The following is a 25,116-nucleotide window of genomic DNA, read 5'->3' as shown; positions in this document are numbered from 1 at the left end:
AGGGCCGGGAGGGGTCCTTGCGTGCAGTGCGCCGGCTGGTTGGCGCTTTGGTAGGAGATGATCGCAATGCCCCAAACCCGCGTCAATTCCGAAGATAAGGTCGAGCACGTCATCGGCGACCCCACCCGACCGCTTCGCGGCCACCCTCCCCTCGAGGGGGAGGGGGACGTTGGCGCGGGAGAAACGGCATGACAAATCCAGCCGAAGTGCTCTCCTTGCCGAAGCCCGCCTGGGCGGCGGACGAGGTCGGCATGCTCTACGACATGGCGCACCGCTTCATGTCGGAAGAGATCGCGCCGCGCTACGACGAGTTCGAGAAGAACGAGATGGTCGACCGCGAGAGCTGGCGCAAGGCGGGTGCCGCCGGCCTGCTCTGCGCCTCTATGCCGGAGGAATATGGCGGCTCCGGCGGCACCTTCGCGCATGAGAGCGCCATCATCGAGGCGATCGGCCATGTCGGCGTCGACGGTTTCGGCATCGGTCTCCACAACGCGATCGTTGCTCCTTACATCCTTCACTACGGCTCGGAAGAGCAGAAGAAGAAATGGCTGCCGAAACTGGCGACCGGCGAACTGATCGGCGCCATCGCCATGACCGAGCCGGGCGCCGGCTCCGACCTGCAAGGCGTCAAGACGCGCGCCGAGAAGGACGGCAACCAGTACAAGATCAACGGTTCGAAAACCTTCATCACCAATGGCCAACTGGCCAATTTCATCATCGTCGTCACCAAGACCGATCCGGCCAAAGGCGCCAAGGGCACCTCGCTGATCGTCGTCGAGGCCGACGAGGCCGAAGGCTTCGAACGCGGACGCAACCTCGACAAGATCGGCCTGAAGGCCAACGACACGTCGGAGCTGTTCTTCAATGATCTGCGCGTGCCGACCTCGAACCTGCTTGGCCACGAAGAGGGACAGGGCTTCATACAGCTGATGCAGCAATTGCCGCAGGAGCGCCTGCAGATCGGCACCGGCGCGATCGCCATGATCGAACGCGCCCTGGCGCTGACCATCGACTACGTCAAGGGTCGCAAGGCCTTCGGCAAAGCGATCATCGAGTTCCAGAACACCCAGTTCAAGCTCGCCGAACTGAAGACCGAGGCCACCATCGGCCGCGTCTTCTACAATGATTGCGTCACCCGCCACATCAATGGCGGGCTGGATCCGGTGACGGCGTCGATGGCGAAATACTGGCTCTCGGACCTGCAGGGAAAAGTCGTCGACGAATGCCTTCAATTGCATGGCGGCTATGGCTACATGGATGAATATCCGATCGCCCGCATGTTCCGCGACGCCCGCGTCCAGCGCATCTACGGCGGCACCAACGAGATCATGAAATTGCTGATCGGCCGCTCTCTCTGAGAGCGACGTCGGCAAAGCAAGGAGCAAGCAAATGGCTGAAGCTTATGTCTATGACGCCGTGCGCACACCGCGCGGCAAGGGCAAGAAGGATGGCTCGCTGCACGAGGTGCCGGCGGTGCGGCTTGCGGCCAGGACGCTTGAAGCGTTGCGCGACCGCAACGGCCTCGACACTGCAAACGTCGACGACATCATCTTCGGCTGCGTCGATCCGGTCGGCGAAGCCGGCTCCGTCATTCCGCGTGCCGCCGCCTTCGAGGCCGGCTACGATAACAAGGCGCCGGGCATGCAGATCTCGCGCTTCTGCGCCTCAGGCCTCGACGCCATCAATTTCGGCGCCGCCAAGATCGCTCAAGGCGCCGACGAGATCGTCATTGCAGGCGGCGTGGAATCGATGTCGCGCGTCGGCATGGGCGCCTCGGGCGGCGCGTGGTTCATGGACCCGTCCGTCGGCCTGCCCGGCTGGTTCGTGCCGCAAGGCATTTCGGCCGACCTGATCGCCACCAAATACGGTTTTTCGCGCGACGACGTCGATGCCTATGCGGTCGAGAGCCAGAAGCGTGCGGGCAAGGCCTGGGCCGATGGCCGTTTCAAGAACTCCGTCATACCGATCAAGGACCAGAACGGCCTCACCATCCTCGATCATGACGAGCATATGCGGCCGTCGACCGACATGCAGTCGCTGGCCTCGCTCAACCCGTCCTTCGTCATGCCTGGTGAAATGGGCGGCTTCGACGCGGTCGCCGTGCAGAAGCACCCTGAGGTGGAAGAGGTCAACCACGTCCACCATGCCGGCAACTCGTCCGGCATCGTCGATGGCGCGGCCGCCGTACTGCTCGGCTCGAAGAAGGCCGGCAAGACGATGGGCCTGAAGCCACGCGCCCGCATCCGCGCCTTTGCCAACATCGGCTCCGAGCCGGTGCTGATGCTTACCGGTCCGGTCGACGTCACCGAGAAGCTTCTGAAGCGCGCCAAGATGAAGCTGTCGGATATCGACCTGTTCGAGCTTAACGAGGCCTTCGCCTCGGTGGTGCTGCGCTACATGCAGGCATTCGAAATCCCGCACGACAAGATCAACGTCAATGGCGGCGCCATCGCCATGGGCCATCCGCTCGGTGCCACCGGCGCGATGATCCTGGGCACGGTGCTGGACGAGCTCGAGCGCCGCGATTTGAACACCGCTCTGGTGACGCTCTGCATCGGCGCCGGCATGGGCACCGCAACGATTATCGAACGCGTCTGATTTTCGGCCGGAAGGAGAGAGACATGACTTATACAAACTTCACGGTCGACACGGACGCAGACGGCATCGCGATGGTCACCTGGAACATGCCGGACCGCTCGATGAACGTCTTCACCGAAGAGGTGATGAACGAGTTCGACAAGATCATCGACCAGGTGGTGGCCGACGCCGCCATCAAGGGCGCGGTGATCACCTCGGGAAAGGACAGCTTCTCCGGCGGCGCCGACCTGACCATGCTGCAGAAGATGCTGGCCGTATTTGCCAAGGAGAAGACCAAGGACCCGGAGAAGGCGGCACAGCTCCTGTTCGACAATGCCGGCCGCATGGGTGGCTTGTGGCGCAAGCTCGAAACGTCGGGCAAACCTTGGGTCTCGGCGATCAACGGTACCTGCATGGGCGGCGCGTTCGAGCTGTCGCTGGCCTGTCATGGCCGCGTTGCCGCTGACTCCGAAAAGGTCAAGATGGCCTTGCCGGAAGTCAAGGTCGGCATCTTCCCCGGCGCCGGTGGCACCCAACGCGTGCCGCGCCTGACCGACCAGCAGCAGGCGTTGCAGATGCTGACCACCGGCCAGACGCTGTCGCCGCAGAAAGCCAAGGCGATGGGGCTGATCCACGAGATCGCCGAACCCGGCAAGCTGATCGAGACCGCCAAAGCGATGATCAGGAACGGCCTGAAAGCCGTCCAGCCCTGGGACGAAAAGGGTTTCAAGCTGCCTGGCGGCCAAATCTATACGCCGGCCGGCTTCAATCTGTGGCCGCCGGCCATCGCCATCCTGCGCCGCGAGACCTACGGCAATTATCCGGCCGCCGCGGCGATCCTGAAATGCGTCTATGAAGGCCTGCTGGTGCCGTTCGACACCGGTCTGCGGATCGAACAGCGCTATTTCACCGAAATCATGCAGTCGAAGGAAGCAGCAGCGATGATCCGCTCGCTGTTCGTGTCGCTGCAGGAGCTCAACAAGGGCGCCCGCCGTCCGGCCGGCGTGCCGGAGACCAAGTTCAAGAAGATCGGTATTCTCGGCGCCGGCTTCATGGGTGCCGGCATCGCCTTTGTCACCGCCAAGGCCGGCATCCCGGTCGTCCTGCTCGACCGCGACATGGCGTCGGCCGAAAAGGGCAAGGCGCATTCCGACAGCCTGATCTCCGATCAGGTCAAGAAGGGCCGCGCCAAGCCCGAGGAGAAGGACAGACTTCTGTCGCTGATCACGCCGACGGCCGACTATGCCGATCTCGCCGGCTGCGATCTGGTGGTCGAGGCGGTGTTCGAGGATTCGGCCGTCAAGAAGGCTGCCACCGAGCAGGCCGAAGCCGTGCTGAAATCGTCAGCGGTCTTCGCCTCCAACACCTCGACCATCCCGATCACTGCACTGGCCAAGAATTCGGCGCGGCCGAAGAATTTCGTCGGCATCCACTTCTTCTCGCCGGTCGACAAGATGATGCTGGTCGAGATCATTCTGGGCAAGAAGACCGGCGACAAGGCGCTGGCCACCGCGATCGATTTCGTGCGCGCCATCAAGAAGACGCCGATCGTCGTCAACGACACGCGCGGCTTCTACGTCAACCGCTGCGTGCTGCGCTACATGTCGGAAGCCTACAAGATGCTCATCGAAGGCGTTCCGGCGCCGATGATCGAGAACGCCGCCAAGGCCGCCGGCATGCCGGTCGGCCCGCTGGCGCTGACCGACGAGACGGCGATCGACCTTGCCCAGAAGATCATGAAGCAGACCATCAGGGATATCGGAGACAAGTCTGTCGACCCCAGGCAGATGGCGCTGATCAACACGCTGGTCGACACCCATGGCCGCTTCGGCCGCAAGAACGGGAAGGGTTTTTACGACTATCCGGCCAAGCCTGCCAAGAAGAAGCTGTGGCCGGGCCTGAAGGATCTCTATCCGCAGCTGGAGGCCGAGCAGGTCGACTATGAGGAGCTGCAGCAGCGCCTGCTGGTAACCATTGCGCTGGAAGCGGCCCGGGTGATGGAGGAAGGCATCGTCACCGATCCGCGCGAGGCCGATGTCGGCTCGATCCTCGCCTTTGGTTTCGCGCCATTCACCGGCGGCGCGCTGTCCTATATCGACGGCATCGGCGCCAGGGAGTTCGTCAGAATAGCCAAGGGCCTGCAGAAGAAATACGGCGCCGAGTTCAAGGCGCCAAAGTTGCTGCTCGACCTGGCCGAGAAGGGCGAGACCTTCTACGAGCGCTTCGATCCCTATGCGAAAGGCGAGGTGAAGAAGGCCGCTTGAGCTAGCGCCCCATGTACGTCTGAGGGCGCCTTGCGCGCATGATGGCCACGGCAAGGCGCCGTGGCCCTTACGCGGTCGGCAGCGAAAGTCGGCTGGCTTTTCACTGCCTGCCGACATCGACTTCAACCTCCATCTCAACAACGCCCGCTACATGATGCTCGCCGACCTCGCGCATGACCCCGAAAATCGGAATCGATTTTCGGAAAGGATCATGCGCCAAATCAAATGCTACTGCGTCCTTGGCGCGTCCGATAGGACGCTTGCCCGCTCCGTTCAACCGCGGCCGCCGACCGAGGCCGAGCGAGTTTGCATGACCTCCCACCAGGGATGCGCAGCCTGCCCAAGGCAGTTTGAGGCATCCATGACAACGTCGCCGCACGCAGCTTTTTGAGAGATCGGGCCGCGCGCCGGTGGACAATCGGATGACCGCGCGTTAGAAGGAAAGGTATTTTTTCCTGTTTTGAGGAGAGCGAATTGCTCTCGCATGACCGAGTTTGGGCCGCCATCGACGCTCTCGCCGAGCGCTATTCGTTGTCGGCCTCCGGCCTGGCCCGGCGAGCCGGTCTGGACTCCACCGCTTTCAACAAGTCGAAGCGGCTGTCCTCGGATGGGCGGCCGCGCTGGCCCTCGACCGAATCGCTGGCCAAGATCATCGAGGCGACAGGCGCTTCGCTCGACGAATTCACCGGGCTGGTCGAAGGCCGCGCCAAGACAGCTTCGGGCCCGTTAGCCTCGCAGCGTTCGGCGGTGCCGCTGCTCGGCTTTGCCCAGGCCGGCGCCGGCGGCTTCTTTGACGATTCCGGCTATCCCTCAGGCCAGGGCTGGGACCTTGTCGAGCTTCCGGCACGGGCGACCGAAACCTCCTATGCGTTGAAGGTGCAGGGCGATTCCATGCTGCCGCTCTACCGCAATGGCGATGTGCTGATCGTCGAGCCGGGCGCCGCTACCCGCAAGGGCGACCGCGTCGTCGTCAAGACCAATGCCGGCGAAGTCATGGCCAAGGTGCTGGAGCGCCAGACGACGAAATCGATCGTGCTGATCTCGCTCAACCCCGACCACCCGGACCGCGACATCGCGATGCGCGATGTCGAATGGGTGGCGCGGATCGTCTGGGCAAGCCAGTAGGTCTCGCGGTGCGTCTGCTTCAAATCCTCATAGCCCTCCTGGCGATCCCGGTGATGGTCGCCATTGTCGTCGCCGGCGGTCGCGCGCTGCATCACGAAAGCACCGCCATCACCGTCGACCAGATCGACCCGGACACCGAGGCCGTGCCCGAGGAGCCGGCGACGTCAGCGATCCCCGAGGTCCAGCCAGTCAAGCCTCCGATGCACTCGTCTCAGGTGCATTCGAGGGCGATCGATCCCGAGGCCATCGCACCGCCGCCGCTGCCGGTAGAAGAACTTGAACGGGTTGAGCCACGCGCGCCGCTGAGCGACCTGGCGCTGGCCGGACCGCCCAAGCCGCGTGGGCGCAGAGCGGTCGACGACTGGGGAGGAACAAAGCTGTTCCAGCCGGTCGCGGCCGCCGCCGGCCTGATCGAAGCCAATGGTTATTCCGTGACGGTCTCCGGCATCGACATCGTCAGGCAAGACGAGACCTGCACCGAGGACGGCAAGTCCTGGGCTTGCGGTATCAGGGCGCGCACGGCGTTCCGGTCTTTCCTGCGCGGCCGGGCCGTTGCCTGCAAGGTGCCGCCGGAGGCCGACCGTGCGCTGATCGCCGCCGAATGCCGCATCGGCAAGCTGGATGTCGGCCAGTGGCTGGTCGAAAACGGCTGGGCGCGCGCCACGGCAGGCGGCCCCTATGTCGAAGCGGGCGACAAGGCGCGCGCCGCCAAGAAGGGCGTCTTCGGCGCCGCGCCCGATCTTGGCGGCCTGCCACCGGCGCCAACGCCTGTTGCGGCACCGACGGCGTCGCAACCGATCCTCGATGCCCCGGCGATAGACACGCCGCCGGCCGGGACGGAAATTACGCCGCCAACTGACCAGCCAGCGCCCGCTCAATGAGCGCGCGGGTTTCGGCGATGCCGTAGAGGGCTGCGAACGAACCGAAGCGCGGTCCGCGTTCCTGGCCGATCAGCACCTGGTAGATCATCTGGAAGAAAGCGCCCGAGACACCAGGGCCGCCGTCCGGGCTCTTCTTCGAATGGTCCTGATAGCGTTCGATCTTGCGCGCCACGTTGAGCGAAGCGTTCTGGATCGCTTCGCCGTCGGCGCCGGCCGGCAGGCCAGCAAGCGCGTTGCCAAGCGCTTCCAGCGCCACGCGTTCGACATCGTCGGCCGGCCGGAAGGTCTTCGTCGGCTTCACGAAATCGTCGAAGTAGCGGATGGCGAAACCGACCAACTGGTCGAGTTCGGGATGCGTCGCCGGCGTCACGCCAGATGCATGGCGCGAGATGAAGCCCCACAGCACATCCTTGTTTTGCGCGTTGGAGGCGCTGACCAGGTTGAGCAGCAGCGAGAACGGCACCGGCATGTCGATGGAAGGCGGCTTGCCGTCATGCATGTGCCAGACCGGATTGCCCAGCCGCTCCTTCCAGTCCTGGCGCGGATAGGCGTTGAGGAAGGTGTAGTACTCGTCGACGGCGCGTGGGATGACGTCGAAATAGAGCTTTTTCGCCTGCCTTGGCCGCTGATACATATAGAGGCCGAGGCTTTCGGTCGGCGCGTAGCGCAGCCATTCGTCGATGGTCAGCCCGTTGCCCTTCGACTTCGAGATCTTCTGGCCGTTCTCGTCCAGGAACAGTTCGTAGACGAAATGCTCGGGCGCGCGCCCGCCGAGAATGTTGCAGATGCGGTCGTAGATCACCGCGTTCGTCTGGTGGTCCTTGCCGAACATTTCGAAATCGACGCCGAGCGCTGCCCAGCGCATGCCGAAATCCGGCTTCCACTGCAGCTTGACCTTCCCGCCGGTCACCGAAAGCGTGGTCTCGGTGCCCTCATCGTCGAAGGTGATGGTGCCGGCCTTGGCGTCGACATGCTTCATCGGCACGTAGAGCACGCGCCCGCTCTTCGGCGAGATCGGCAGGAACGGGCTGTAGGTTGCCTGCCGCTCCGGCCCCAGCGTCGGCAGCATCACCGCCATGATCTGCTCGTAGCGCTCGGCGGCGCGCACCAGCATCGCATCGAAGCGGCCGGCCTTGTAGTACTGCGTGGCGCTGGCGAATTCGTAGTCGAAGCCGAACGTGTCGAGGAAGCGGCACAGCATCGCGTTGTTGTGGTCGGCAAAGCTCGCATAGTCGCCGCCGAACGGATTGGACACCGACGAAAGCGGCATATGAAGATAAGGCTCGAGGGCTGCGCGATCCGGCACATTGTCGGGGATCTTGCGCATGCCGTCCATGTCGTCGGAGAAGCAGAGCAGCTTGGTCTTGACCTTGTTCCCGGTCAGCACGTGAAAGGCATGGCGCACCATCGAGGTGCGCGCGACCTCGCCGAACGTGCCGATATGCGGCAGACCCGACGGACCGTAGCCGGTCTCGAACAGGACGGTCTCGGGAAAGTCGGCGCCTTTGTAGCGCTCGATGATCTTTTTGGCTTCCTCGAACGGCCAAGCCTTGCTTTCGGCGGCTGCCGCAAGCATTTCGGGGTTGAGATCGGCGATGTTTGATCCCGTCATGTCAAAGTTCCAGTCATGGCCGGCTTTCGCGGCTGGTAAGATTTTTCAACCGGGTCTCTAGGCGCGACGGGGCGGAGCGTCAACGATATCAGGCGTTTTCGTTGCGACGGCGCCGTAGCGTCCCTACCTTCGACCCTCACTATCAAGGAGTTTTGAATGTCGTTGCCGTCCACCCATGAAGCCCTGATCTACCTGATGGTCATCACCTCGGCTTCCGATCGCGACATGACCGATATCGAACTGGCGCGCATCGGCGACGTCGTCCGCAGCTGGCCGGTGTTCGAGGATTTCAAGCAGGACAGGCTGATCGCCATTGCGCAGGACTGCCAGAAGATGCTGCATGAAAAGGATGGGTTGGAAGGCGTGCTCGAGCGTGTCGCCGAGACTTTGCCCGAACGGCTGCACGACACCGCCTATGCCGCGGCCTTCGAGGTTGCCGCCGTCGATCTAGAAATGCGCATGGAGGAATTGCGAGTGCTGCAGTTGATCCGGCGTGAGCTCGATCTCGACACGCTGACCGCCGCGGCCATCGCGCGCGGGGCGAAGGCCCGCCTGCGCACGCTGACCTGATCCAGCCCCTAGAGGAAGCTGACCGGGACCGGATCAGAAAAAGCTGACCGGGAACCGGATCAGAAGAAACTGACCGGGAACCGGATCAGAAGAAACTGACCGGGAAATAGCGGAGGTAGAATTCGGCGAAGGTGCCTTTCACCGATATCTCCTGCAGCGCGTAGTCCATGGCTGCGGCCAGCGCCGGGTCGCTGGCCCGGGTGGCAATGGTCATGCCGGAGCCCAGATATTCCGGCGCCAGGTAGGGTCCACCGGCGAAGCGGCAGCAACCGGCGGCGTCCGTGCCGCCCAGCCAGAAGGAAAAGCGCATGCCGTCGCCGAAGGCGGCATCGATCTTGGCGCTCTTCAAGTCGCTGTAGAGGTCTTCCGGCCGGTCGAAGCGGATGATCTGCACGGTGCCGAAATAATCGCGCAGCATCTTTTCATGCGCCGAGCCGGCCAGCACGCCGACCCGCTTCGAGCGCAATTTGTCGAGGATCGGCTCGGCGAAGGCCTTGGTCTTCGGCATGATGAAGCGCGCCGGAAACTGTAGATAGGAGCGCGAAAAGCTGTACTTCGCCCGCGTCTCCGGCGTGGCGGCGATGCCGGCGATGATCGCCTCGCCTTCGCCCTTCTGCAACGCGTCGTCGAGTTCGGCCCAGGGCAGCGCCTGGATCTGACATTTGTCGGCGATGTCGAGTTCGGCGCAAATCGCCCGCGCCAGGTCGATGTGGAAGCCGGACAGTCGGCCCGTGCCGTCGAGAAAATTGAAGGGCGGGAAATCGGTTGTGGTGAGGAACCTGAGCCTCGGCAGCGCCGAAAGGTCCGGCTTCGGCAGCCGCTCCTTGGCATCCCAAAGCACCGGCACCTGCGGTTCCGCTGCCCGCACAGCGCCGGCAAACGGCTGCACTCCGATCAGCATCGACAGCAAGGCGATGGCTATCCAGCGTGATGTCACAAAAAACTCCGCCCGTCTTGGCCGTTGGCTTGTGATACGAAAACGGCGCAGGCACAATTGTTTTTGATTTCAAAGGGCAAATTTCGGGTTATGCTTTGGCGAGGTTGCAAATAGCCGCACAGAGTCGGCCCGGGGTTGGCGGTCGCTGGCGTTAGAAAAGCTAAGGATGTGGCTTTGCAATCCGGGGTTGATGGCTAAGTGCGGGTCAGGCACGTAGCATCGGTCTCAAGAGCGGTAGGCAACATGGGGTAGATGTTGCGATGGGTTATTTTGACCGGACACTTGAATATATTGACCGGGTGCAGCGTGCCGACACGTCGGCTGCGGTGTGCGAGCAGCTACTTAGTGTCACCTCGAATTTCGGATTGACGGCCCTGATAGCCGCAACGGTGCCGCAGCCCGGTACACCAAGCAGCCAGACGAAGGACCATGTGCTGCTCTGCGATTGGCCTAGCGAATGGCTGGAGCGTTACTTATCGCGCAACTACGTCGACCACGATCCGGTCGTCAGCCATTTGAAGCAGTTTCGGGCGCCATTCCAATGGCGCGATGCCGTTCAAAGCATGCCCGCCGACAAGAGCAGCGCCGAGGTAATGCGCGACGCCCGCCAGTTCAAGCTGCGTGACGGCCTCGCCTTCCCGCTGATCACGCTCGAAGGCCAGATCGCGCTGGTTTCGCTGGGCGGTGAGGCGGTCGAACTGTCCGAAGCCGAATTCGCAATGGTCTCGCTGGCCTCCACCTATGCCATCGGCCGCGCCATGCAGCTTCAAACGACGGCCGGCAAATCTATCGATCACATTGAATTGACGCCGCGCGAGCGCGAATGCCTGCAATGGGCGGCGGTCGGAAAATCCGAGTGGGAGATTTCGCAGATCCTCGGCATCTCGGAGCATACCTCTGAGAAACACCTTCTCAACGCCAAGAGCAAACTAGGCGCCGCCAACCGTGTGCAGGCAGTCGCCGAAGCAGTCAGGCACGGCTATATCAGCTAGGCCGGTTCTGGCGGCCCGAAATTTATGGCCGCATTGTCGGCGTCATATCTTCAGAAAAGACCGGCCCCTGTCGTCCTCTTGAGACAGCTAATGCTTTCTTAACGCCAAAAGCAGACTCGGCGTCGCCAACAGGGTGCACGCCATCGCGGAGGCGTTTAGGCGCAGCTATATTAGCCATGTCGGCTGTGGCAGCCTGGAAATCCTTGCCAACACCTTCGCGCAATTTTTTCGGGAAAGCCCGGCCGTATCTTCCTCTTAAGCCCAGGAGACGGCTAATGCTATTTTCCCTTACCACTCAACAACTGATGGAACGTCCCGACCTATGGGAGGCCGTCCATCGCCTGCGTTACAAGGTCTTCGTCGATGAGATGCGGTGGACCGATCTCGATCGCCCGGACGGCCTCGAAATCGATCAATTCGACCATGATGAGGCCGAACACCACCTTGTCATCCGCAATGGCGAGCTTGCAGGCTATCATCGGATGCTGCCGACCACACGGCCGCATCTCCTTAGCGATGTGATGCCGGAACTCTGCGAGGGAAAGCGCCCTTCGGGACCGAATGTCTGGGAGCTAACCCGCTACGCGGTGGCGCCAGGCTTTCGCGATGGTAAGCGCGGCGTGTCTACGGTCGGCACCGAACTGATCGCCGGCTTCGTCGAATGGGGCCTTGCTCGCAATGTCGATCAGGTCATTATCGAGGTCGAGCCGGTGTGGGTGCTGCGGACGCTGCAGTTGCACTTCCTGGCGACGCCGCTCGGTTACCAGCGCACCTATGGCAACCAGCAGGTCGTCGCCACACTGCTGACCTTCAACGAGCATACGCTGGATGTCGTGCGTTCGCGCCGCAACCATCACGCCCCGGTGTTGGCCAGGGGCACCCCCCACATGCTCGGCATGCGGCAGGCGTCGTGAGACTGTCTTCACCCGACGCGCTTTAATGCATGTCGCTCAAAGTGGCCCCGGTTTTGAGAGAACGACATGCATGAAACAAAGACCTAAAGCGCGTCGCGTGAATCCGTTCAAATGCGATGGGCTTTAGACAATGGCCACAGAGCCCACCTCCGTGTGGGGGTGGGCTCTGTATTTCAGCCTCTGCCTATCGAGGCCAGTCTCTACTTCTCGAGAAACGACGGCCCTTCGCCGACGATCTTTTTGTCTTCCTTGCCGATGGCGTCGAGATCGCGCCCATCATAGGGCAGCGACAACAGGATGCGCCGCATGACGGCCAGCCGCGAGCGTCGCTTGTCATTGGCCCGCACGATGATCCAGGGCGCGAACTGCTTGTGCGTGCACTCGACCATCTGGTCGCGCGCCTTGGTGTAGTCGTCCCATTTGGTAATGCCGGCAATATCGATCGGCGAGAACTTCCAGTTCTTCAGCGGAGACCAGCGGCGGTCGTGAAACCGTTCGAGCTGGGTTTCGCGGCCGATGTTGAGCCAGAATTTGAAGAAATAGATGCCGTCGTTGGAGATCATCCGCTCGAAATGCGGCGTCTCGTCGAGGAATTTTGCATGCTGTTCCGGTGTGCAGAAGCCCATCACCGGCTCCACGCCGCCGCGGTTGTACCAGGACCGGTCGAAGGTGACGAATTCGCCCGATGTCGGGAAATGGGCGACGTAGCGCTGGTAGTACCATTGCCCGACTTCGGTTGGGGTCGGCTTGGTCAGCGCCACATTGCGCGCGGTTCGAGGATTGAGATACTGGCGCAGCACCGAGATGGTGCCGCCCTTGCCGGCGGCATCGCGCCCCTCGAACAGCGACATCACTCTGCTGCCGGTCGCCTGCAGCCAGGCCTGCGCCTTGACCAGTTCGATCTGCAGCCGCTCCAGCGTCTCGTCATACTCCTCGCTCTTCATTTTCTTGTCGTAGGGGTAGTCGCCTGCGGTCAGTTTGTGGTCCTCGATCCAGCTGGGAAGCTCGGGGTTTTCGATGTCGAACTCCCGCTCCTTGCCGTCCACCTTGATCTTCAGCGGCCCCTTTGCCGGCTCTGCGGCGGGACTTTCCTTGGCTTTTTTCATCGAGACGAACCTTTCCAGCTTGCGGACTCATGCTATGGGGGGCCTCAAACCCGGTCCAGCGGAAGTTTCGGCGGGACCGGCGCAGAAGCACGGAAAGCACGAATGGCTGACACCGGCGCAGAGCGGACAACCACGGGGCAGGCCGTCGCCGGCCGGCTGTGGAACAGCCGATGGCTGCTTGCCGCCGGTGCGATCGCCATCATGGCCGTTTATGGGTTTGCCGGTATCTCCGCCTATGTCGTCCTGGCTGCGTTGACGGTGCTGCTGGCCGCCGCGCTTCTGCCAACCGGTGGCGCCAGCCGGTCTGCTGAGACCATTACCACGGTCGAGGCGAGCGGGCTGCAGCGGCTTTCTGGCGAATACCTTGCGGCTGCCGTTGCCGATCCGCTGATCATCTTCGACCGCACCGCCACCATCGTCCACGCCAATGCCGCCGCCTATGCCGCCTTTGGCGGCATCGCGCCCGGCCTGTCGCTGTCGCTGAAATTCCGCGCCCCGGAAATGCAGGCATTGCTGGACGGCGTACTGTCGGGAGCCGTCGCCTCCGATGCCGTCGACTACACCGAGAAGCTGCCGGTGGAACGCGCCTACCGGGTCAGCGCGTCCTCGGTCGGCCACGCCACCGATCTCTATGTGCTGGTATTCAAGGACCAGAGTGAGACGCGCCGCATCGACCGCATGCGCGCTGACTTCATAGCCAATGCCAGCCACGAGTTGCGCACGCCGCTTGCTTCAATCTCGGGCTTCATCGAGACGTTGCGCGGCCCGGCCCGCAACGATCAGGCGGCGCGCGAGCAGTTCCTGGAGATCATGCAGAACCAGACCGGCCGCATGGCGCGCCTCATCGACGATCTCCTGTCGCTGTCGAGGCTTGAAATGAAGCCTTACCTGAGGCCGGGAACCGAGGTCGATCTGCGCCAGACCATCGACAGCGTCATCGATTCACTAGGCCCGCTCGCCAGCGAGAACGGCGTCGTCATCGAACGCGACTACGCCGAGGGGCCGCTCGACGTGCCCGGAGACCGCGACGAGCTGTTCCAGGTGTTCGAGAATCTCTTGGAAAACGCCTGCAAATACGGCCAGCCTGGCGGACGCGTCACGGTGTCGATCGCGCGGGGCGAGGCCGGCCCGGAACCGGGCATCGATATAACCATCAGGGACTATGGCCCGGGCATCCCGGAAGAGCACATACCGCGCATTACCGAGCGCTTCTATCGCGTCGACGTGGAGAGCAGCCGCACGCAGAAAGGCACCGGTCTTGGCCTGTCCATCGTCAAGCATATTCTGACGCGCCACAACGCCCGGCTTTCGATCAAGTCGGAGGTTGGCAAGGGCGCGGCGTTCACGGTCCATTTGCCGGCAGGCTGAGGCGGTACTATCTGCTAACTGCCTGTTTCTTCTTTCTGTCATCCGGCTAGCGTATCAGCACAGGGGTCGAGGAAACGACTCAAAAGGCCAAAGATTTGAGGAAGGCATTTCGCCCATGCAGTCCGTACACATTGTCAGCGCCTATGACGAAGAGCTGAAATACCTGGCGAAGCGCATCGCTGCGATGGGCGGCCATGCCGAGCGCATGGTCGAGCAGGCGATCCAGGCGCTGGTCAATGCCGATCCCGGCCTCGCCCAGAAGGTCATTCGTGACGACATCGTGCTTGACGATGGCCAGCGCGAAATCGACGACAAAGCCATCGTCATCATCGCCAAGCGCCAGCCCATGGCGACGGATCTGCGCGAGATCGTCGGCGCCATCCGCATTTCGGCCGACCTCGAACGGGTCGGTGACCTCGCCAAGAACGTCGCCAAGCGTGTGGTCAGCGTCATTGACGGCCGCCAGCCGACCAGCCTGTTTCGCGGCCTCGAGGCGCTGGCCGAACTCGCTTTGACCCAGCTCAAGGAAGTGCTCGACGTCTATGCCTCGCGCTCGGTCGAGAAAATAGGCTTCGTTCGCGACCGCGACGACCAGATCGATGCCATGTACACCTCGCTGTTTCGCGAATTGCTGACCTACATGATGGAAGATCCGCGCAACATCACGCCGTGCACGCATCTGCTGTTTTGCGCCAAGAACATCGAGCGCATCGGCGACCACGCCACCAACATTGCCGAAACGATCTACTACATCGTCACCGGCGAGCAGTTGCCGGCCGAGCGTCCCAAGGGCGACAAGACCGACAAGATTGCCCTTCCGGCGCTGCCGGTGAAGTGATCGCGCGCCCCTCGAACGCTTAATCATATTGCGCTAAACTGCCCGGATGTTAGCGTCTCGGTTCCTGGCCAAGGCCAGGCGCTCAGGAGGCTGCGATGGAATATGTCCGAGAGTTCAAGCCGGCGCCGGCATCGTCCGGCATCATCGCGTCGAGCGTCTACACCGCCGGCAAGCGCATCGCCGACATTCCGATCGAGGAAGCCGGTGAATGGGCCAAGAAGTCGGGCCATGTCGTCTGGATCGGGCTGCTCGAACCCGACCGCGAGCTTCTGCTGCGCGTCAAGGCGCAATTCCATTTGCATGAGCTGGCGATTGAAGACGCCGAACATCCGCACCAGCGGCCGAAGATCGAGCAATATGGCGATGCGCTGTTCATTGTTGCCCGCACTGCACAACTGATAGACGGACGCGTCACCTTCGGCGAGACGCATCTGTTCGTCGGCTCAGGCTATATCGTCAGCGTCAGGCATGGTCCCTCGACCTCATACGCCGCCGTGCGCCAGCACTGGGAAAGCTGTCCGCACTCACTGGCCAAGGGCGAGGATTTCGTCCTCTACGCCATCCTCGACTTCATCGTCGACAACTACATGCCGGTGCTAGAGCAGATCGAGGACGAGGTCGAGGCGATCGAGGACAGGGTGCTGCTGAAGCCGATGACCGGTCCTGACATCGAGCGGCTCTATATGCTGCGCCGCGATCTGTTGCGCCTGCGCAATGCGGCGCTGCCGCTGGTCGAGGTCTGCCGCCGGCTGACCAGCGCCGAACTGCCGCAGATCCATACCGCAATGCATCCGCTGTTTCGCGATGTCACCGACCATATCCGCACCGTGCAGGAAAAGATCGACAGCCTGCGCGAGGTTCTGGCGTTCGCTTTCGAAGCCAGCCTGCTGGTCGGCCAGAGCCAGGAAACCGCGAACACCAAGAAGCTGGCCTCATGGGCGGCGATCCTGGCGGTGCCGACGGCGCTCGCCGGCATTTACGGCATGAATTTCGACGACATGCCGGAACTGAAGATGCAATACGGCTATCCCGTCGTATTGGTCTCGATTGCGCTGATCTGCTCGTTTTTGTATTGGCGATTTCGAAAGAGTGGGTGGCTGTGATGGTAGGCAGTAGGCAGTAGGCAGTAGGCAGTAGGCAGTAGGCAGAATAAGGTAGCGCCTCACGAGCGCTACCCCATTCCCTACTGCCCAGTCCCCAATCCCTATTCCTAACTACCGGCTCCTGCGCCGCTCTGAAGCCGGCTGGAACGCCACCCTTGCGTGGTACTTGCAGTAAGGTCCGGTTTCAGCCGCCTCGTTGCCGCAGAAGTTGAAGTCTTCCGACAGCGGGTCGCCATTCGGCCATTTGCAGGTGCGCTCGGTGAGATCGGTGAGCTGCAGATGCCGCGAGATCGGCACGACGACGTTTTCGACCGGGCGGATGTAGTGGCGCGCCACTGGCTCGGCGTCGAACTGCGCCTGCAGCGCGTTCGCCCCGATCGACGTCGTGACATGGCGCTGCGTGGTTGCGGCGCGAGGCACCGATTTCTGGATCGAAGATCCCTGCGTTGTCTTCTTCTGACGCGCCGGCGTCGCGGTCGAGCGTCCGCGGCCCGACAGCTTCAGCCGGTGCACCTTGCCGATGACCGCGTTGCGGCTGACCCCGCCGAGTTGTGCGGCGATCTGGCTTGCGCTCAAGCCCTCCGACCACAGTTTCCTGAGAAGTTCGACCCGCTCGTCAGTCCAGTTCATGAGACCGCGCTCCTGCTAAGTGTGCGGCAGCCGGAATCCATTCCCGACCCGGCAATCTTTGCCGGGGCAGACACCACATATATTAGGTGATTAGGTCCGCCGCACGAAATCTAGTTATTTCCCGACTACAATTACCTCATGTGTTGACTCGGTGACAAGAGTCCCAGGTGCAACACGAATCGGTTTTTTAGGTTTTCCCCAACTTGCCCGGTCGCTTATGAGCCGGCGTCTCGTCGGGAGCTTGCCGCGCGCCTCTGCACGACGTTTTCGTTGACTTCATGGCCGAAAAACACGATAAGCCGCAAAGGCCGCCGCTTTGGCGGCTTTTTTGATTTTTCCGGTACCGGAGACGCATATAATGAGCGGTTCGGCGCTTTACGAGACCTTTGCCCGCGCCCCTTTGGCCTTCGACCATGGCGAAGGCACCTGGCTGGTTACCGACAAGGGCGAGCGATATCTCGATTTCGCTGGCGGCATCGCGGTCAATTCGTTGGGCCACAGCCATCCGCATCTGGTCTCGGCGCTGACCGAACAGGCGGCCAAGCTCTGGCACGTCTCCAATCTCTACGAGATCCCGGGGCAGGCCCGGCTCGGCGAGCGGCTGGCTGACGCCACCTTCGCCGATAAGGTGTTCTTCACCAATTCCGGCGCCGAGGCGCTCGAATGCGCGATCAAGACGGCGCGGCGCTACCAGTTCGTCAAGGGCCATCCCGAGCGCTTCCGGGTCATTACCTTCGAAGGCGCCTTCCACGGCCGCACGCTGGCGACCATCGCCGCCGGCGGCCAGTACAAATATCTCGAAGGCTTCGGCCCCAAGGTCGAAGGCTTCGACCAGGTCGGCTTCGACGACATCGACGCCGCCGAGAAGGCGATCACACCAGAGACCGCCGCGATCCTGATCGAACCGGTACAGGGCGAGGGCGGCATCCGCCCGGTGCCGACGCAATCCTTGAAACGGCTGCGGCAGCTCTGCGACCAGCATGGCCTGCTGCTGATCTTCGATGAGGTCCAGTGCGGTATCGGTCGCACCGGAAAGCTGTTCGCGCATGAATGGACCGGCGTGACGCCAGACATCATGGCGATTGCCAAGGGCATTGGCGGCGGCTTTCCGATGGGCGCGTGCCTCGCCACCGACGACGCTGTCGTCGGCATGACGGCAGGCGTGCATGGCACCACTTTCGGCGGCAATCCGCTGGCCATGGCGGTCGGCAACGCTGTGCTCGACGTCGTGCTGGAAGACGGCTTCCTCGAAGACGTCCAGCGCAAGGCATTGCTGATGAAGCAGGGCCTGGCGGCGGTCGCCGACGAATTTCCCGATGTCATCGAAGGCATCAGGGGCAGCGGCCTGATGCTTGGCCTGAAATGCGCCATGCCAAACACCAAGGTCAACATGGCGCTGCGCGACCAGCATCTGCTGGCGGTGCCGGCCGGCGACAACGTCATTCGTCTGCTGCCGCCGCTGACCGTCACCGACGCCGAGATCGGCGAAGCGCTCGATCGCATCCGCGCCGCTGCCAAGGGCCTGACCGACGCCATCGCCGCGGCCGCCGCGAAGTAATCCCGAGAACCATTCCCGATGAGCCTTCGCCATTTCACCGATCTTTCCGCCGTTTCCGAAGGCGATCTGCGCCTGATGCTGGACGATGCGGTGGTGCGCAAGGCGCGCCTCAAGGCCGGCGAACGGACCAAACCGCTCGAAGGCAAGGTGCTGGCCATGATCTTCGACAAGCCGTCGACGCGCACGCGCGTGTCCTTCGACGTCGGCATGCGACAGCTCGGCGGCGAGACCATCATGCTGACCGGCACCGAAATGCAGCTCGGCCGCTCCGAGACCATTGCCGACACCGCCAAGGTGCTGTCGCGCTATGTGGACGCCATCATGATCCGCACCACGTCGCATGAGCGGCTGCTCGAGCTGACCGAGAATGCCACGATTCCGGTCATCAACGGGCTGACCGACGACACCCATCCCTGTCAGCTGATGGCCGACATCATGACCTTCGAGGAGCATCGCGGTCCGGTTGCCGGCAAGACCATCGCCTGGACCGGCGACGGCAACAACGTGCTGCATTCGCTGCTCGAAGCTTCGGCGCGGTTCCGCTTCAACCTGAACGTCGCAGTGCCGGAAGGCAGCGAGCCGGCGCAAAAGCACATCGACTGGTCGAAGTCCAATGGCGGCAAGCTGCACTTCACCCGCTCGCCCGAAGAGGCCGTCGACCAAGCCGACTGCATCGTCACCGACTGCTGGGTGTCTATGGGCCAGGAACACCGCGCCCGCGGCCATAATGTCTTCTCGCCCTATCAGGTCAATGCGGCGCTGATGGCCAGGGCCAAGCCCGACGCCCTGTTCATGCACTGCCTGCCGGCGCATCGCGGCGAGGAAGTCACCGACGAGGTCATCGACGGTCCGCATTCGGTGGTCTTCGACGAAGCCGAGAACCGGCTCCACGCCCAGAAGGCGGTTTTGGCCTGGTGTCTGGGCGCTTGATCTCCAGGCGCTTGATCTCCAAGCGCTTGATCCGGGGCGACGCGATGCCTATTTGCGCCCCATCACGCAAATCAAGCGCGTTTGGACGCATGCACCCCTCCGGGCCGCATGGCCGCGCCCTGGAGCTTTGTCATGTTGGAAACGCATCAAGTGACTGAACATCACCCCAAACTCGGCGAGTTCGGCTATGCCGGCGACGATCATGTCGTGCCCTTCGAGGTAGGCCCGCTCGACGTGCGCGGCCGCACCGTGCAGCTCGGGCCGATGCTCGACGCCATCCTCAACCGTCATGACTATCCCGAGCCGGTCGCCCGCCTGCTGGCGGAAGCCTGTGTGCTGACGGTGCTGCTCGGCACCTCGCTCAAATTCGAGGGCAAGTTCATCCTGCAGACCCGCACCGACGGGCCTGTCGACATGCTGGTCGCGGATTTCTCCACGCCCTCGGCATTGCGCGCCTATGCGCGCTTCGATGCCGACCGGCTGGAGGCCCTGGTGGCCGCAGGCCAGACCTCGCAGCAGACGCTGCTGGGCAGCGGCGTTTTGGCGCTGACCATCGACCAGGGGGCGCACACGCAGCGCTATCAGGGCATCGTCCAGCTCGACGGCGAGACGCTGGAAGACGCCGCGCGCACCTATTTCCGCCAGTCGGAGCAGATCCCGACCGACCTCAGGCTGTCGGTGGCCAAGCTGCTGACGCCCGGCCCCGGCGGTGCGCGCGAGCAGTGGCGCGCCGGCGGTATCCTGGCGCAGTTCCTGCCGCAGTCGCCCGAGCGCATGCGCGTGCCCGACATTTCGGGGGGCGACGGCGATCCGCGCGACGTGATGAACGAGCCGGCCGACAATTCTTGGCGCGAGCTGGTGGCGCTGCTCGGCACCATCGAGCCGACCGAGCTGATCGACCCGACCATCGGCGCCGAGCGGCTGCTCTACAGGCTGTTCCACGAACATGGCGTGCGCGTCTTCGGCGGCGTGCCGGTTGCCGACCAATGTTCCTGCTCAAGGGACAAGATACGCGGCATCCTCGAGGGGTTTTCCGCGCAGGAGATCAAGGACAGCACCGAAGATGGCGGCATCCACGTCGCCTGCGAGTTCTGCTCGAAGCAGTACGACTTCGACCCGGCGGAGTTTGCAACTCAGTAGCATCTCTTCCTTCTCCCCGTTCACGGGGAGAAGGTGCCCGAAGGGCGGATGAGGGGCAGCGCGAACTTTGGTGAATGGCCGCGCATAGCCTACGTCATGTGCGTGGAAGATAACCTCATGAGTCCGGCGTCGCCCCTCATTGCACTGCCGGGCATTTCTCCCCGTATAGAGATGGGGAGAAAACCCCTAATTCACCGTCCGCCGCGTCCCCGGCAGATCCAGCGAAAACGCGGGAATAGCGACGTCGAACGTCTCGCCCTTTTTGTTGCGCATGGTGTAGTGGCCGACCATGATGCCGGAGGGCGTCGAGAGCGGGCAGCCTGACGTGTATTGATAGCTGTCGCCCGGATTGAGCTCAGGCTGGTCGCCGACCACGCCGGCGCCGCGCACTTCCTCGATCCGGCCGCTGCCGTCGGTGATGTGCCAGTAACGCGACATAAGCTGCACGAAATCGTCGGACTGGTTGTCGATCGTCACCTGGTAGCCCCAGACATAACGGTTCTCCGCCGGGTCCGAGCGGTCCTCCAGGTAGAACGGTCTGACCTGCACTTCGATGTTGCGCGTGACGGCGCGATACATGGGCTGCTCCGGTTGCGCGGCAAGGAACATTTGTCGCGCTATGCGGTTTGATACGCGCACAACGGCATGTCCTGCCAGCCTCAAAGCGGAGGTGCCGACAAACAATGTCATTTAAGTGACACATGACAGTGTTGGTGTGCGCAAACCTTGCCGGCGACTCAAGGCCCATCTGTCGACTGACAAAGCAGCCGCGAGCGGCCTTTCCGGAGTGACCAGATCTCATGGAACTAGCTCTCACAGCCGCCTTCGCTTCCTCCGCTTTGCTTCATTCCAATCTCGCCAGCATCCTGCTTGCTTCGTCGAAACTGCAAGCGCGTCGCCTTATCCCTCCGCCGTCCGACGAGCAGCCACCGGTCTCGATCGTCGTGCCGTCGCGCGGCGTGGAGCCGTTCACACAAGAGACGCTGCAGCGAGCCTTCTCGCTCGACTGGCCGCGCTACGAACTGATCTTCTGCGTCGCTCACGCCGACGATCCCGTCGTCAAACTGATAAACAGGGCGATCGTCCTGTTTCCCAACGTGCCGGCCCGGCTGCTGATCGGCGACGACCGCGTCAGCAGCAACCCGAAGCTCAACAACTGCGTCAAGGGCTGGGAAGCGGCGCGCAATCATTGGGTTATTCTGGCGGATTCCAACGTGCTGATGCCTAGGGATTACGTCCAGCACCTGATGGCGGCCTGGCGTACCAATACCGGGCTTATCTGCTCGACGCCGATCGGCTCGCGGCCGGAAGGCTTCTGGGCCGAGGTCGAATGCGCGTTCCTCAACACGCTGCAGGCGCGCTGGCAATATGCCGGCGAGGCGCTTGGCCTCGGCTTTGCCCAGGGCAAGAGCATGCTGTGGAACAAGCCGATGCTCGATACCAATGGCGGTATCCGCGCGCTGGCCGCCGAGATCGCCGAGGATGCTGCTGCAACCAAGCTGGTCAACGGACTGGGCCTGCGCGTCAATCTCGTTGCCTCGCCTTTCGAGCAACTACTGGGGCAGCGCCGACTTGCCGACATCTGGTCGCGTCAGGCGCGCTGGGCGCGGTTGCGCCGCGTCACTTTCCCGCTGTTTTTCGCACCCGAGATCCTGACCGGCGTCGCCGTGCCGTTGGCGTTGGCGCTGGTGGCGGCCGCAAGTGCCGGCATCAGCCTGCCGGCCACGGTGTTGGCCGTGCTGACGGCGGCCTACATTCCCGAATGCGCGCTGGCCGCGGCCAAGGGCTGGCACCTGTCGCTGCGCATGGTCCCGGCGATGATGGTGCGCGACATGATGCTTCCCGCCATCTGGGCGCGCGGCTGGCTGAGCGGCGCCGTCGACTGGCGCGGCAACATCATGACCATCGGCACCAAGACGGCCGAACTGGAAGAGGTTTCGTCGGGAGCGTGACGCCTCGCGGCCTATCCGGCTGCCTTCAGCGCCTGCGCAACGTCCTCCAGCAGATCGTCCGTATCCTCAAGACCGACCGACAGCCTGAGCGTTCCCGGCCCGATGCCAAGCTCGGCGCGAGCTTCGTCGCTGAGGTTCTTGTGCGTGGTGGTCGCCGGATGGGTGATCAGGCTCTTGGCGTCGCCGAGATTGTTGGAGATCAGCACGATGTCGAGCGCGTTCTGCAAGGCGAAGGCCGCCTGCTTGCCGCCCTTGACGTCGAGGCAGATCAGCGTCGATCCGCCTGTCATCTGCTTCTTGACGATGTCGGCCTGCGGGTGGTCGGCGCGGCCGGGATAGATGACGCGGGCGATTTCCGGCCGTCCTGCCAGGAAATCCGCGATCTTGGCCGCGCTTTCCGTCTGCTGGCGCACCCGAACCGGCAGCGTCTCCAGGCCCTTGAGCAGCGTCCAGGCGTTGAACGGCGACAGGCTCGGGCCGGTGTGGCGGAAATAGTCGTGCAAATTCTCGTCGATCCATTTCTTGTCCGACAGGATGATGCCGCCGAGACAGCGTCCCTGGCCGTCAATGTGCTTGGTCGCGGAGTAGACGACGATATGGGCGCCGAGCTGCAAGGGCTTCTGCTGCAAGGGCGTGGCAAAGACATTGTCGACGATCAGCCTGGCGCCGATCGAGGTGGCGAGCGCCGCCACCGCTGCGATGTCGACCACTTCCAGCGTCGGATTGGTCGGGCTTTCCAGGAAGAACAGTTTCGTGTTCGGCCGCACCGCCTTTTCCCAGTTGGCGATGTCGGTGCCGTCGACCAGCGTTGCCTCGATGCCGTATTTCGGCGCCAGCGTCTCCACCACCCAGCGGCAGGAGCCGAACAGCGCGCGCGCCGCAACGATATGGTCGCCGGCCTTGGCGCTGCACAGGAGCGCTGCCGTCACCGCCGCCATGCCGGACGCCGTTGCGCGCGCATCTTCGGCACCCTCCAGCGCGCACATGCGCTTTTCGAACATGTCGACGGTAGGGTTGGCATAGCGCGAATAGATGAAGCCCGGCTCCTCGCCCTTGAAACGGGCCTCGGCAGCCTGCGCCGTCTCGTAGACATAGCCTTGGGTGAGGTACATCGCTTCGGACGTCTCGCCGAACTGGGAACGCAGCGTTCCCCCGTGCACGAGTGCGGTCTGAGGTTTCCAGTTACGCTTCTTGGTGCTCATGGCTTTTGTTCCAGACACAAAAAAACCGGCCGCGAAAGTCGCAACCGGTCCATATGGCCTTGCGGCCCGACGGTCCTTTAGCGACTTGTTTAACGTGGCTGCAAGCCGACCGGCCAAATCACCACGGGATAACCACCCTTTAGACCTCACCTGCGCTTGCGTCAATTGCCGGCTTCATTAAGAGGTTTGTACCAGGCAGGTTCCGCAATAATATCCAGCGGTTTTGCGGCAAGAACCTGCCACAAAGAGACCGACCTTGGAGCGGAGCCAGCCTTTTGCGGCAGACAGGCATTCTTCCCGATCAGGACATTTCCGCGCTGTTTCAGTCCGGCGCGCTGAAGTCGCCGCGCGCGCTCGATGTCGACCAGGTGCAGCCGGCGAGCCTCGATCTCAGGCTCGGCGACAAGGCTTTTCGCGTGCGCGCCTCCTTCCTGCCGGGTCCCGATCATCTGGTGGCCGACAAGCTTCACCGGCTGAAATTGCACGAATTCAGTCTCGCCGAGGGCGCGGTGCTGGAAACCGGCTGCGTCTACATCGTGCCGCTGCTCGAAAGCCTGGCGCTGCCCCCAAACGTGTCGGCCTCGGCCAACCCGAAGAGCTCGACCGGCCGGCTCGACATCTTCACCCGGGTGATGACCGATCGCGGCCATGAGTTCGACAAGATCGCCCCCGGCTATCACGGGCCGCTTTATCTCGAAGTCAGTCCACGCACCTTCCCGATCGTCGTACGCGCCGGATCGAGGCTGTCGCAGATCCGCTTTCGCACTGGCAACGCGCTGTTGTCGGAGGCAGAACTGAACGAATTGCACCGCGCCGAGATGCTGGTGGCGACCGAGCCGCCCAACATTTCCGGCGGCGGCATTGCGCTGTCGATCGATCTTGACGGCGACCAGAACGGCCTGGTCGGCTATCGCGGCAAGCATCACACCGGCTTGGTCGATGTCGACAAGCGCGCCGCCCAGGATGCCGTCGATTTCTGGGAGCCGCTCTATAAGAGCGGCGCCGGCGAACTGGTGCTCGACCCGGACGAGTTCTACATCCTGGTCAGCCGCGAAGCCGTGCACGTGCCGCCGCTCTACGCCGCCGAGATGACGCCCTTCGATCCGCTGGTTGGCGAATTCCGTGTTCACTATGCCGGCTTCTTCGATCCGGGCTTCGGCCATTCGGCCTCAGGCGGCACCGGCAGCCGGGCGGTGCTCGAAGTGCGCAGCCACGAAGTGCCGTTCATCCTCGACCACGGCCAGATCGTCGGCCGGCTGGTCTACGAACACATGCTGAAGCGGCCGCAGGCGCTTTACGGCACCGATCTCGGCTCGAATTACCAGGCGCAAGGCCTCAAGCTCTCCAAGCATTTCCGCCCCGCCGGCTGAACCTTCGATCACCGTCAGGCAAAATACTTGCCTGCGCTGCCTCACCA

At 62.9% G+C, this 25,116-nt stretch carries 22 protein-coding genes, 1 pseudogene and 1 riboswitch; of the genes and pseudogenes, 17 read left to right on the top strand and 6 right to left on the bottom strand.

Annotated features, from left to right (window positions below; genetic code table 11):
* Positions 1-188: 188 nt before the first annotated feature.
* From NKI61_RS00380 to NKI61_RS00355, 6 genes and pseudogenes are all read left to right on the top strand, one after another.
* A complete protein-coding gene (locus NKI61_RS00380; protein WP_352838643.1) occupies positions 189-1,358 on the top strand; it encodes an acyl-CoA dehydrogenase family protein in 1,170 nt (389 codons plus the stop codon).
* A 31-nt stretch (positions 1,359-1,389) separates the two neighbouring features.
* A complete protein-coding gene (locus tag NKI61_RS00375) occupies positions 1,390-2,598 on the top strand; it encodes an acetyl-CoA C-acetyltransferase (protein WP_023669613.1) in 1,209 nt (402 codons plus the stop codon).
* A gap of 23 nt (positions 2,599-2,621) precedes the next feature.
* Complete coding sequence (locus NKI61_RS00370) at positions 2,622-4,841, top strand: 3-hydroxyacyl-CoA dehydrogenase NAD-binding domain-containing protein (RefSeq protein WP_352459180.1); 2,220 nt, start codon at positions 2,622-2,624, stop codon at positions 4,839-4,841.
* 38 nt (positions 4,842-4,879) lie between these two features.
* Positions 4,880-5,010 (top strand): annotated as a pseudogene (locus tag NKI61_RS32880) (thioesterase family protein); the annotation flags it as partial.
* Positions 5,011-5,315: 305 nt separating this feature from the next.
* Positions 5,316-5,966, top strand: a complete 651-nt coding sequence (locus tag NKI61_RS00360; protein ID WP_352500236.1) for a S24 family peptidase — start codon at positions 5,316-5,318, stop codon at positions 5,964-5,966.
* Positions 5,967-5,974: 8 nt separating this feature from the next.
* Complete coding sequence (locus tag NKI61_RS00355; protein ID WP_352838642.1) at positions 5,975-6,847, top strand: thermonuclease family protein; 873 nt, start codon at positions 5,975-5,977, stop codon at positions 6,845-6,847.
* On the opposite strand, the gene NKI61_RS00350 is transcribed toward NKI61_RS00355, so the two are convergent.
* Positions 6,810-8,459: a lysine--tRNA ligase gene (locus tag NKI61_RS00350; RefSeq protein ID WP_352838641.1), complete on the bottom strand. Its 1,650-nt coding sequence runs from the start codon at positions 8,457-8,459 to the stop codon at positions 6,810-6,812. The two genes, NKI61_RS00355 and NKI61_RS00350, sit on opposite strands and share 38 nt — an antisense overlap.
* Before the next feature lie 156 nt (positions 8,460-8,615).
* On the opposite strand from NKI61_RS00350, the gene NKI61_RS00345 reads away from it, so the two are divergent.
* Positions 8,616-9,029: a tellurite resistance TerB family protein gene (locus NKI61_RS00345; protein WP_352838640.1), complete on the top strand. Its 414-nt coding sequence runs from the start codon at positions 8,616-8,618 to the stop codon at positions 9,027-9,029.
* Between the two features lie 85 nt (positions 9,030-9,114).
* Here the strand turns inward: NKI61_RS00345 and NKI61_RS00340 are convergent, their stop codons facing one another.
* Entirely contained in the window at positions 9,115-9,930 is an 816-nt protein-coding gene (locus NKI61_RS00340; protein ID WP_050588532.1) for an ABC transporter substrate-binding protein, read from the bottom strand.
* 296 nt (positions 9,931-10,226) lie between these two features.
* On the opposite strand from NKI61_RS00340, the gene NKI61_RS00335 reads away from it, so the two are divergent.
* A complete protein-coding gene (locus NKI61_RS00335) occupies positions 10,227-10,958 on the top strand; it encodes a helix-turn-helix transcriptional regulator (protein ID WP_023669621.1) in 732 nt (243 codons plus the stop codon).
* A gap of 275 nt (positions 10,959-11,233) precedes the next feature.
* Positions 11,234-11,872, top strand: coding sequence for an acyl-homoserine-lactone synthase (locus NKI61_RS00330; protein ID WP_023681954.1), 639 nt, complete (start codon positions 11,234-11,236; stop codon positions 11,870-11,872).
* 200 nt (positions 11,873-12,072) lie between these two features.
* On the opposite strand, the gene ppk2 is transcribed toward NKI61_RS00330, so the two are convergent.
* The gene (gene ppk2 / locus NKI61_RS00325; RefSeq protein WP_352768390.1) at positions 12,073-12,978 is read right to left on the bottom strand and encodes a polyphosphate kinase 2; all 906 of its coding nucleotides are present in this window, start codon (positions 12,976-12,978) and stop codon (positions 12,073-12,075) included.
* A gap of 102 nt (positions 12,979-13,080) precedes the next feature.
* On the opposite strand from ppk2, the gene NKI61_RS00320 reads away from it, so the two are divergent.
* The 3 genes from NKI61_RS00320 to NKI61_RS00310 all read left to right on the top strand — a co-directional run bounded on the left by NKI61_RS00320 (position 13,081) and on the right by NKI61_RS00310 (position 16,287).
* Positions 13,081-14,346, top strand: a complete 1,266-nt coding sequence (locus NKI61_RS00320) for an ATP-binding protein (RefSeq protein ID WP_352838638.1) — start codon at positions 13,081-13,083, stop codon at positions 14,344-14,346.
* Between the two features lie 115 nt (positions 14,347-14,461).
* Positions 14,462-15,184 (top strand): phosphate signaling complex protein PhoU, encoded by a 723-nt coding sequence (phoU, locus tag NKI61_RS00315; protein WP_023681951.1) that lies wholly within the window; start codon positions 14,462-14,464, stop codon positions 15,182-15,184.
* Between the two features lie 95 nt (positions 15,185-15,279).
* Positions 15,280-16,287 (top strand): magnesium and cobalt transport protein CorA, encoded by a 1,008-nt coding sequence (locus NKI61_RS00310; protein WP_023692534.1) that lies wholly within the window; start codon positions 15,280-15,282, stop codon positions 16,285-16,287.
* Positions 16,288-16,398: 111 nt separating this feature from the next.
* Here the strand turns inward: NKI61_RS00310 and NKI61_RS00305 are convergent, their stop codons facing one another.
* On the bottom strand, positions 16,399-16,917 hold the full coding sequence (locus NKI61_RS00305; protein ID WP_023669627.1) for a GcrA family cell cycle regulator: 519 nt from the start codon (positions 16,915-16,917) through the stop codon (positions 16,399-16,401).
* Between the two features lie 358 nt (positions 16,918-17,275).
* Between NKI61_RS00305 and NKI61_RS00300 the strand changes: the two genes are divergently transcribed.
* From NKI61_RS00300 to NKI61_RS00290, 3 genes are all read left to right on the top strand, one after another.
* Positions 17,276-18,475 (top strand): aspartate aminotransferase family protein, encoded by a 1,200-nt coding sequence (locus NKI61_RS00300; RefSeq protein WP_023823724.1) that lies wholly within the window; start codon positions 17,276-17,278, stop codon positions 18,473-18,475.
* An 18-nt stretch (positions 18,476-18,493) separates the two neighbouring features.
* The gene (gene argF / locus NKI61_RS00295; RefSeq protein ID WP_023669629.1) at positions 18,494-19,405 is read left to right on the top strand and encodes an ornithine carbamoyltransferase; all 912 of its coding nucleotides are present in this window, start codon (positions 18,494-18,496) and stop codon (positions 19,403-19,405) included.
* Positions 19,406-19,513: 108 nt separating this feature from the next.
* Positions 19,514-20,545 carry an Hsp33 family molecular chaperone gene (locus NKI61_RS00290; RefSeq protein WP_031198187.1) on the top strand — a complete coding sequence of 344 codons (1,032 nt, stop codon included), beginning with the start codon at positions 19,514-19,516 and terminating at the stop codon, positions 20,543-20,545.
* 186 nt (positions 20,546-20,731) lie between these two features.
* Here NKI61_RS00290 and apaG read toward each other — a convergent pair whose 3' ends face one another.
* Complete coding sequence (gene apaG, locus NKI61_RS00285; RefSeq protein ID WP_023818784.1) at positions 20,732-21,124, bottom strand: Co2+/Mg2+ efflux facilitator ApaG/CorD; 393 nt, start codon at positions 21,122-21,124, stop codon at positions 20,732-20,734.
* Positions 21,125-21,345: 221 nt separating this feature from the next.
* Here apaG and NKI61_RS00280 point away from each other — a divergent pair, with 221 nt between their 5' ends.
* The gene (locus NKI61_RS00280) at positions 21,346-22,497 is read left to right on the top strand and encodes a ceramide glucosyltransferase (protein ID WP_352838637.1); all 1,152 of its coding nucleotides are present in this window, start codon (positions 21,346-21,348) and stop codon (positions 22,495-22,497) included.
* Positions 22,498-22,508: 11 nt separating this feature from the next.
* Here the strand turns inward: NKI61_RS00280 and NKI61_RS00275 are convergent, their stop codons facing one another.
* The gene (locus NKI61_RS00275) at positions 22,509-23,699 is read right to left on the bottom strand and encodes an O-succinylhomoserine sulfhydrylase (protein ID WP_023669633.1); all 1,191 of its coding nucleotides are present in this window, start codon (positions 23,697-23,699) and stop codon (positions 22,509-22,511) included.
* A 57-nt stretch (positions 23,700-23,756) separates the two neighbouring features.
* Positions 23,757-23,834: riboswitch (SAM riboswitch) on the bottom strand.
* Between the two features lie 140 nt (positions 23,835-23,974).
* On the opposite strand from NKI61_RS00275, the gene NKI61_RS00270 reads away from it, so the two are divergent.
* Positions 23,975-25,069 (top strand): 2'-deoxycytidine 5'-triphosphate deaminase, encoded by a 1,095-nt coding sequence (locus NKI61_RS00270; RefSeq protein WP_352838636.1) that lies wholly within the window; start codon positions 23,975-23,977, stop codon positions 25,067-25,069.
* Positions 25,070-25,116: the final 47 nt, after the last annotated feature.

Source organism: Mesorhizobium sp. M0514, from assembly GCF_040321145.1.
Taxonomy (GTDB): domain Bacteria; phylum Pseudomonadota; class Alphaproteobacteria; order Rhizobiales; family Rhizobiaceae; genus Mesorhizobium.
This window is presented reverse-complemented; position numbering and strand designations above follow the sequence as displayed.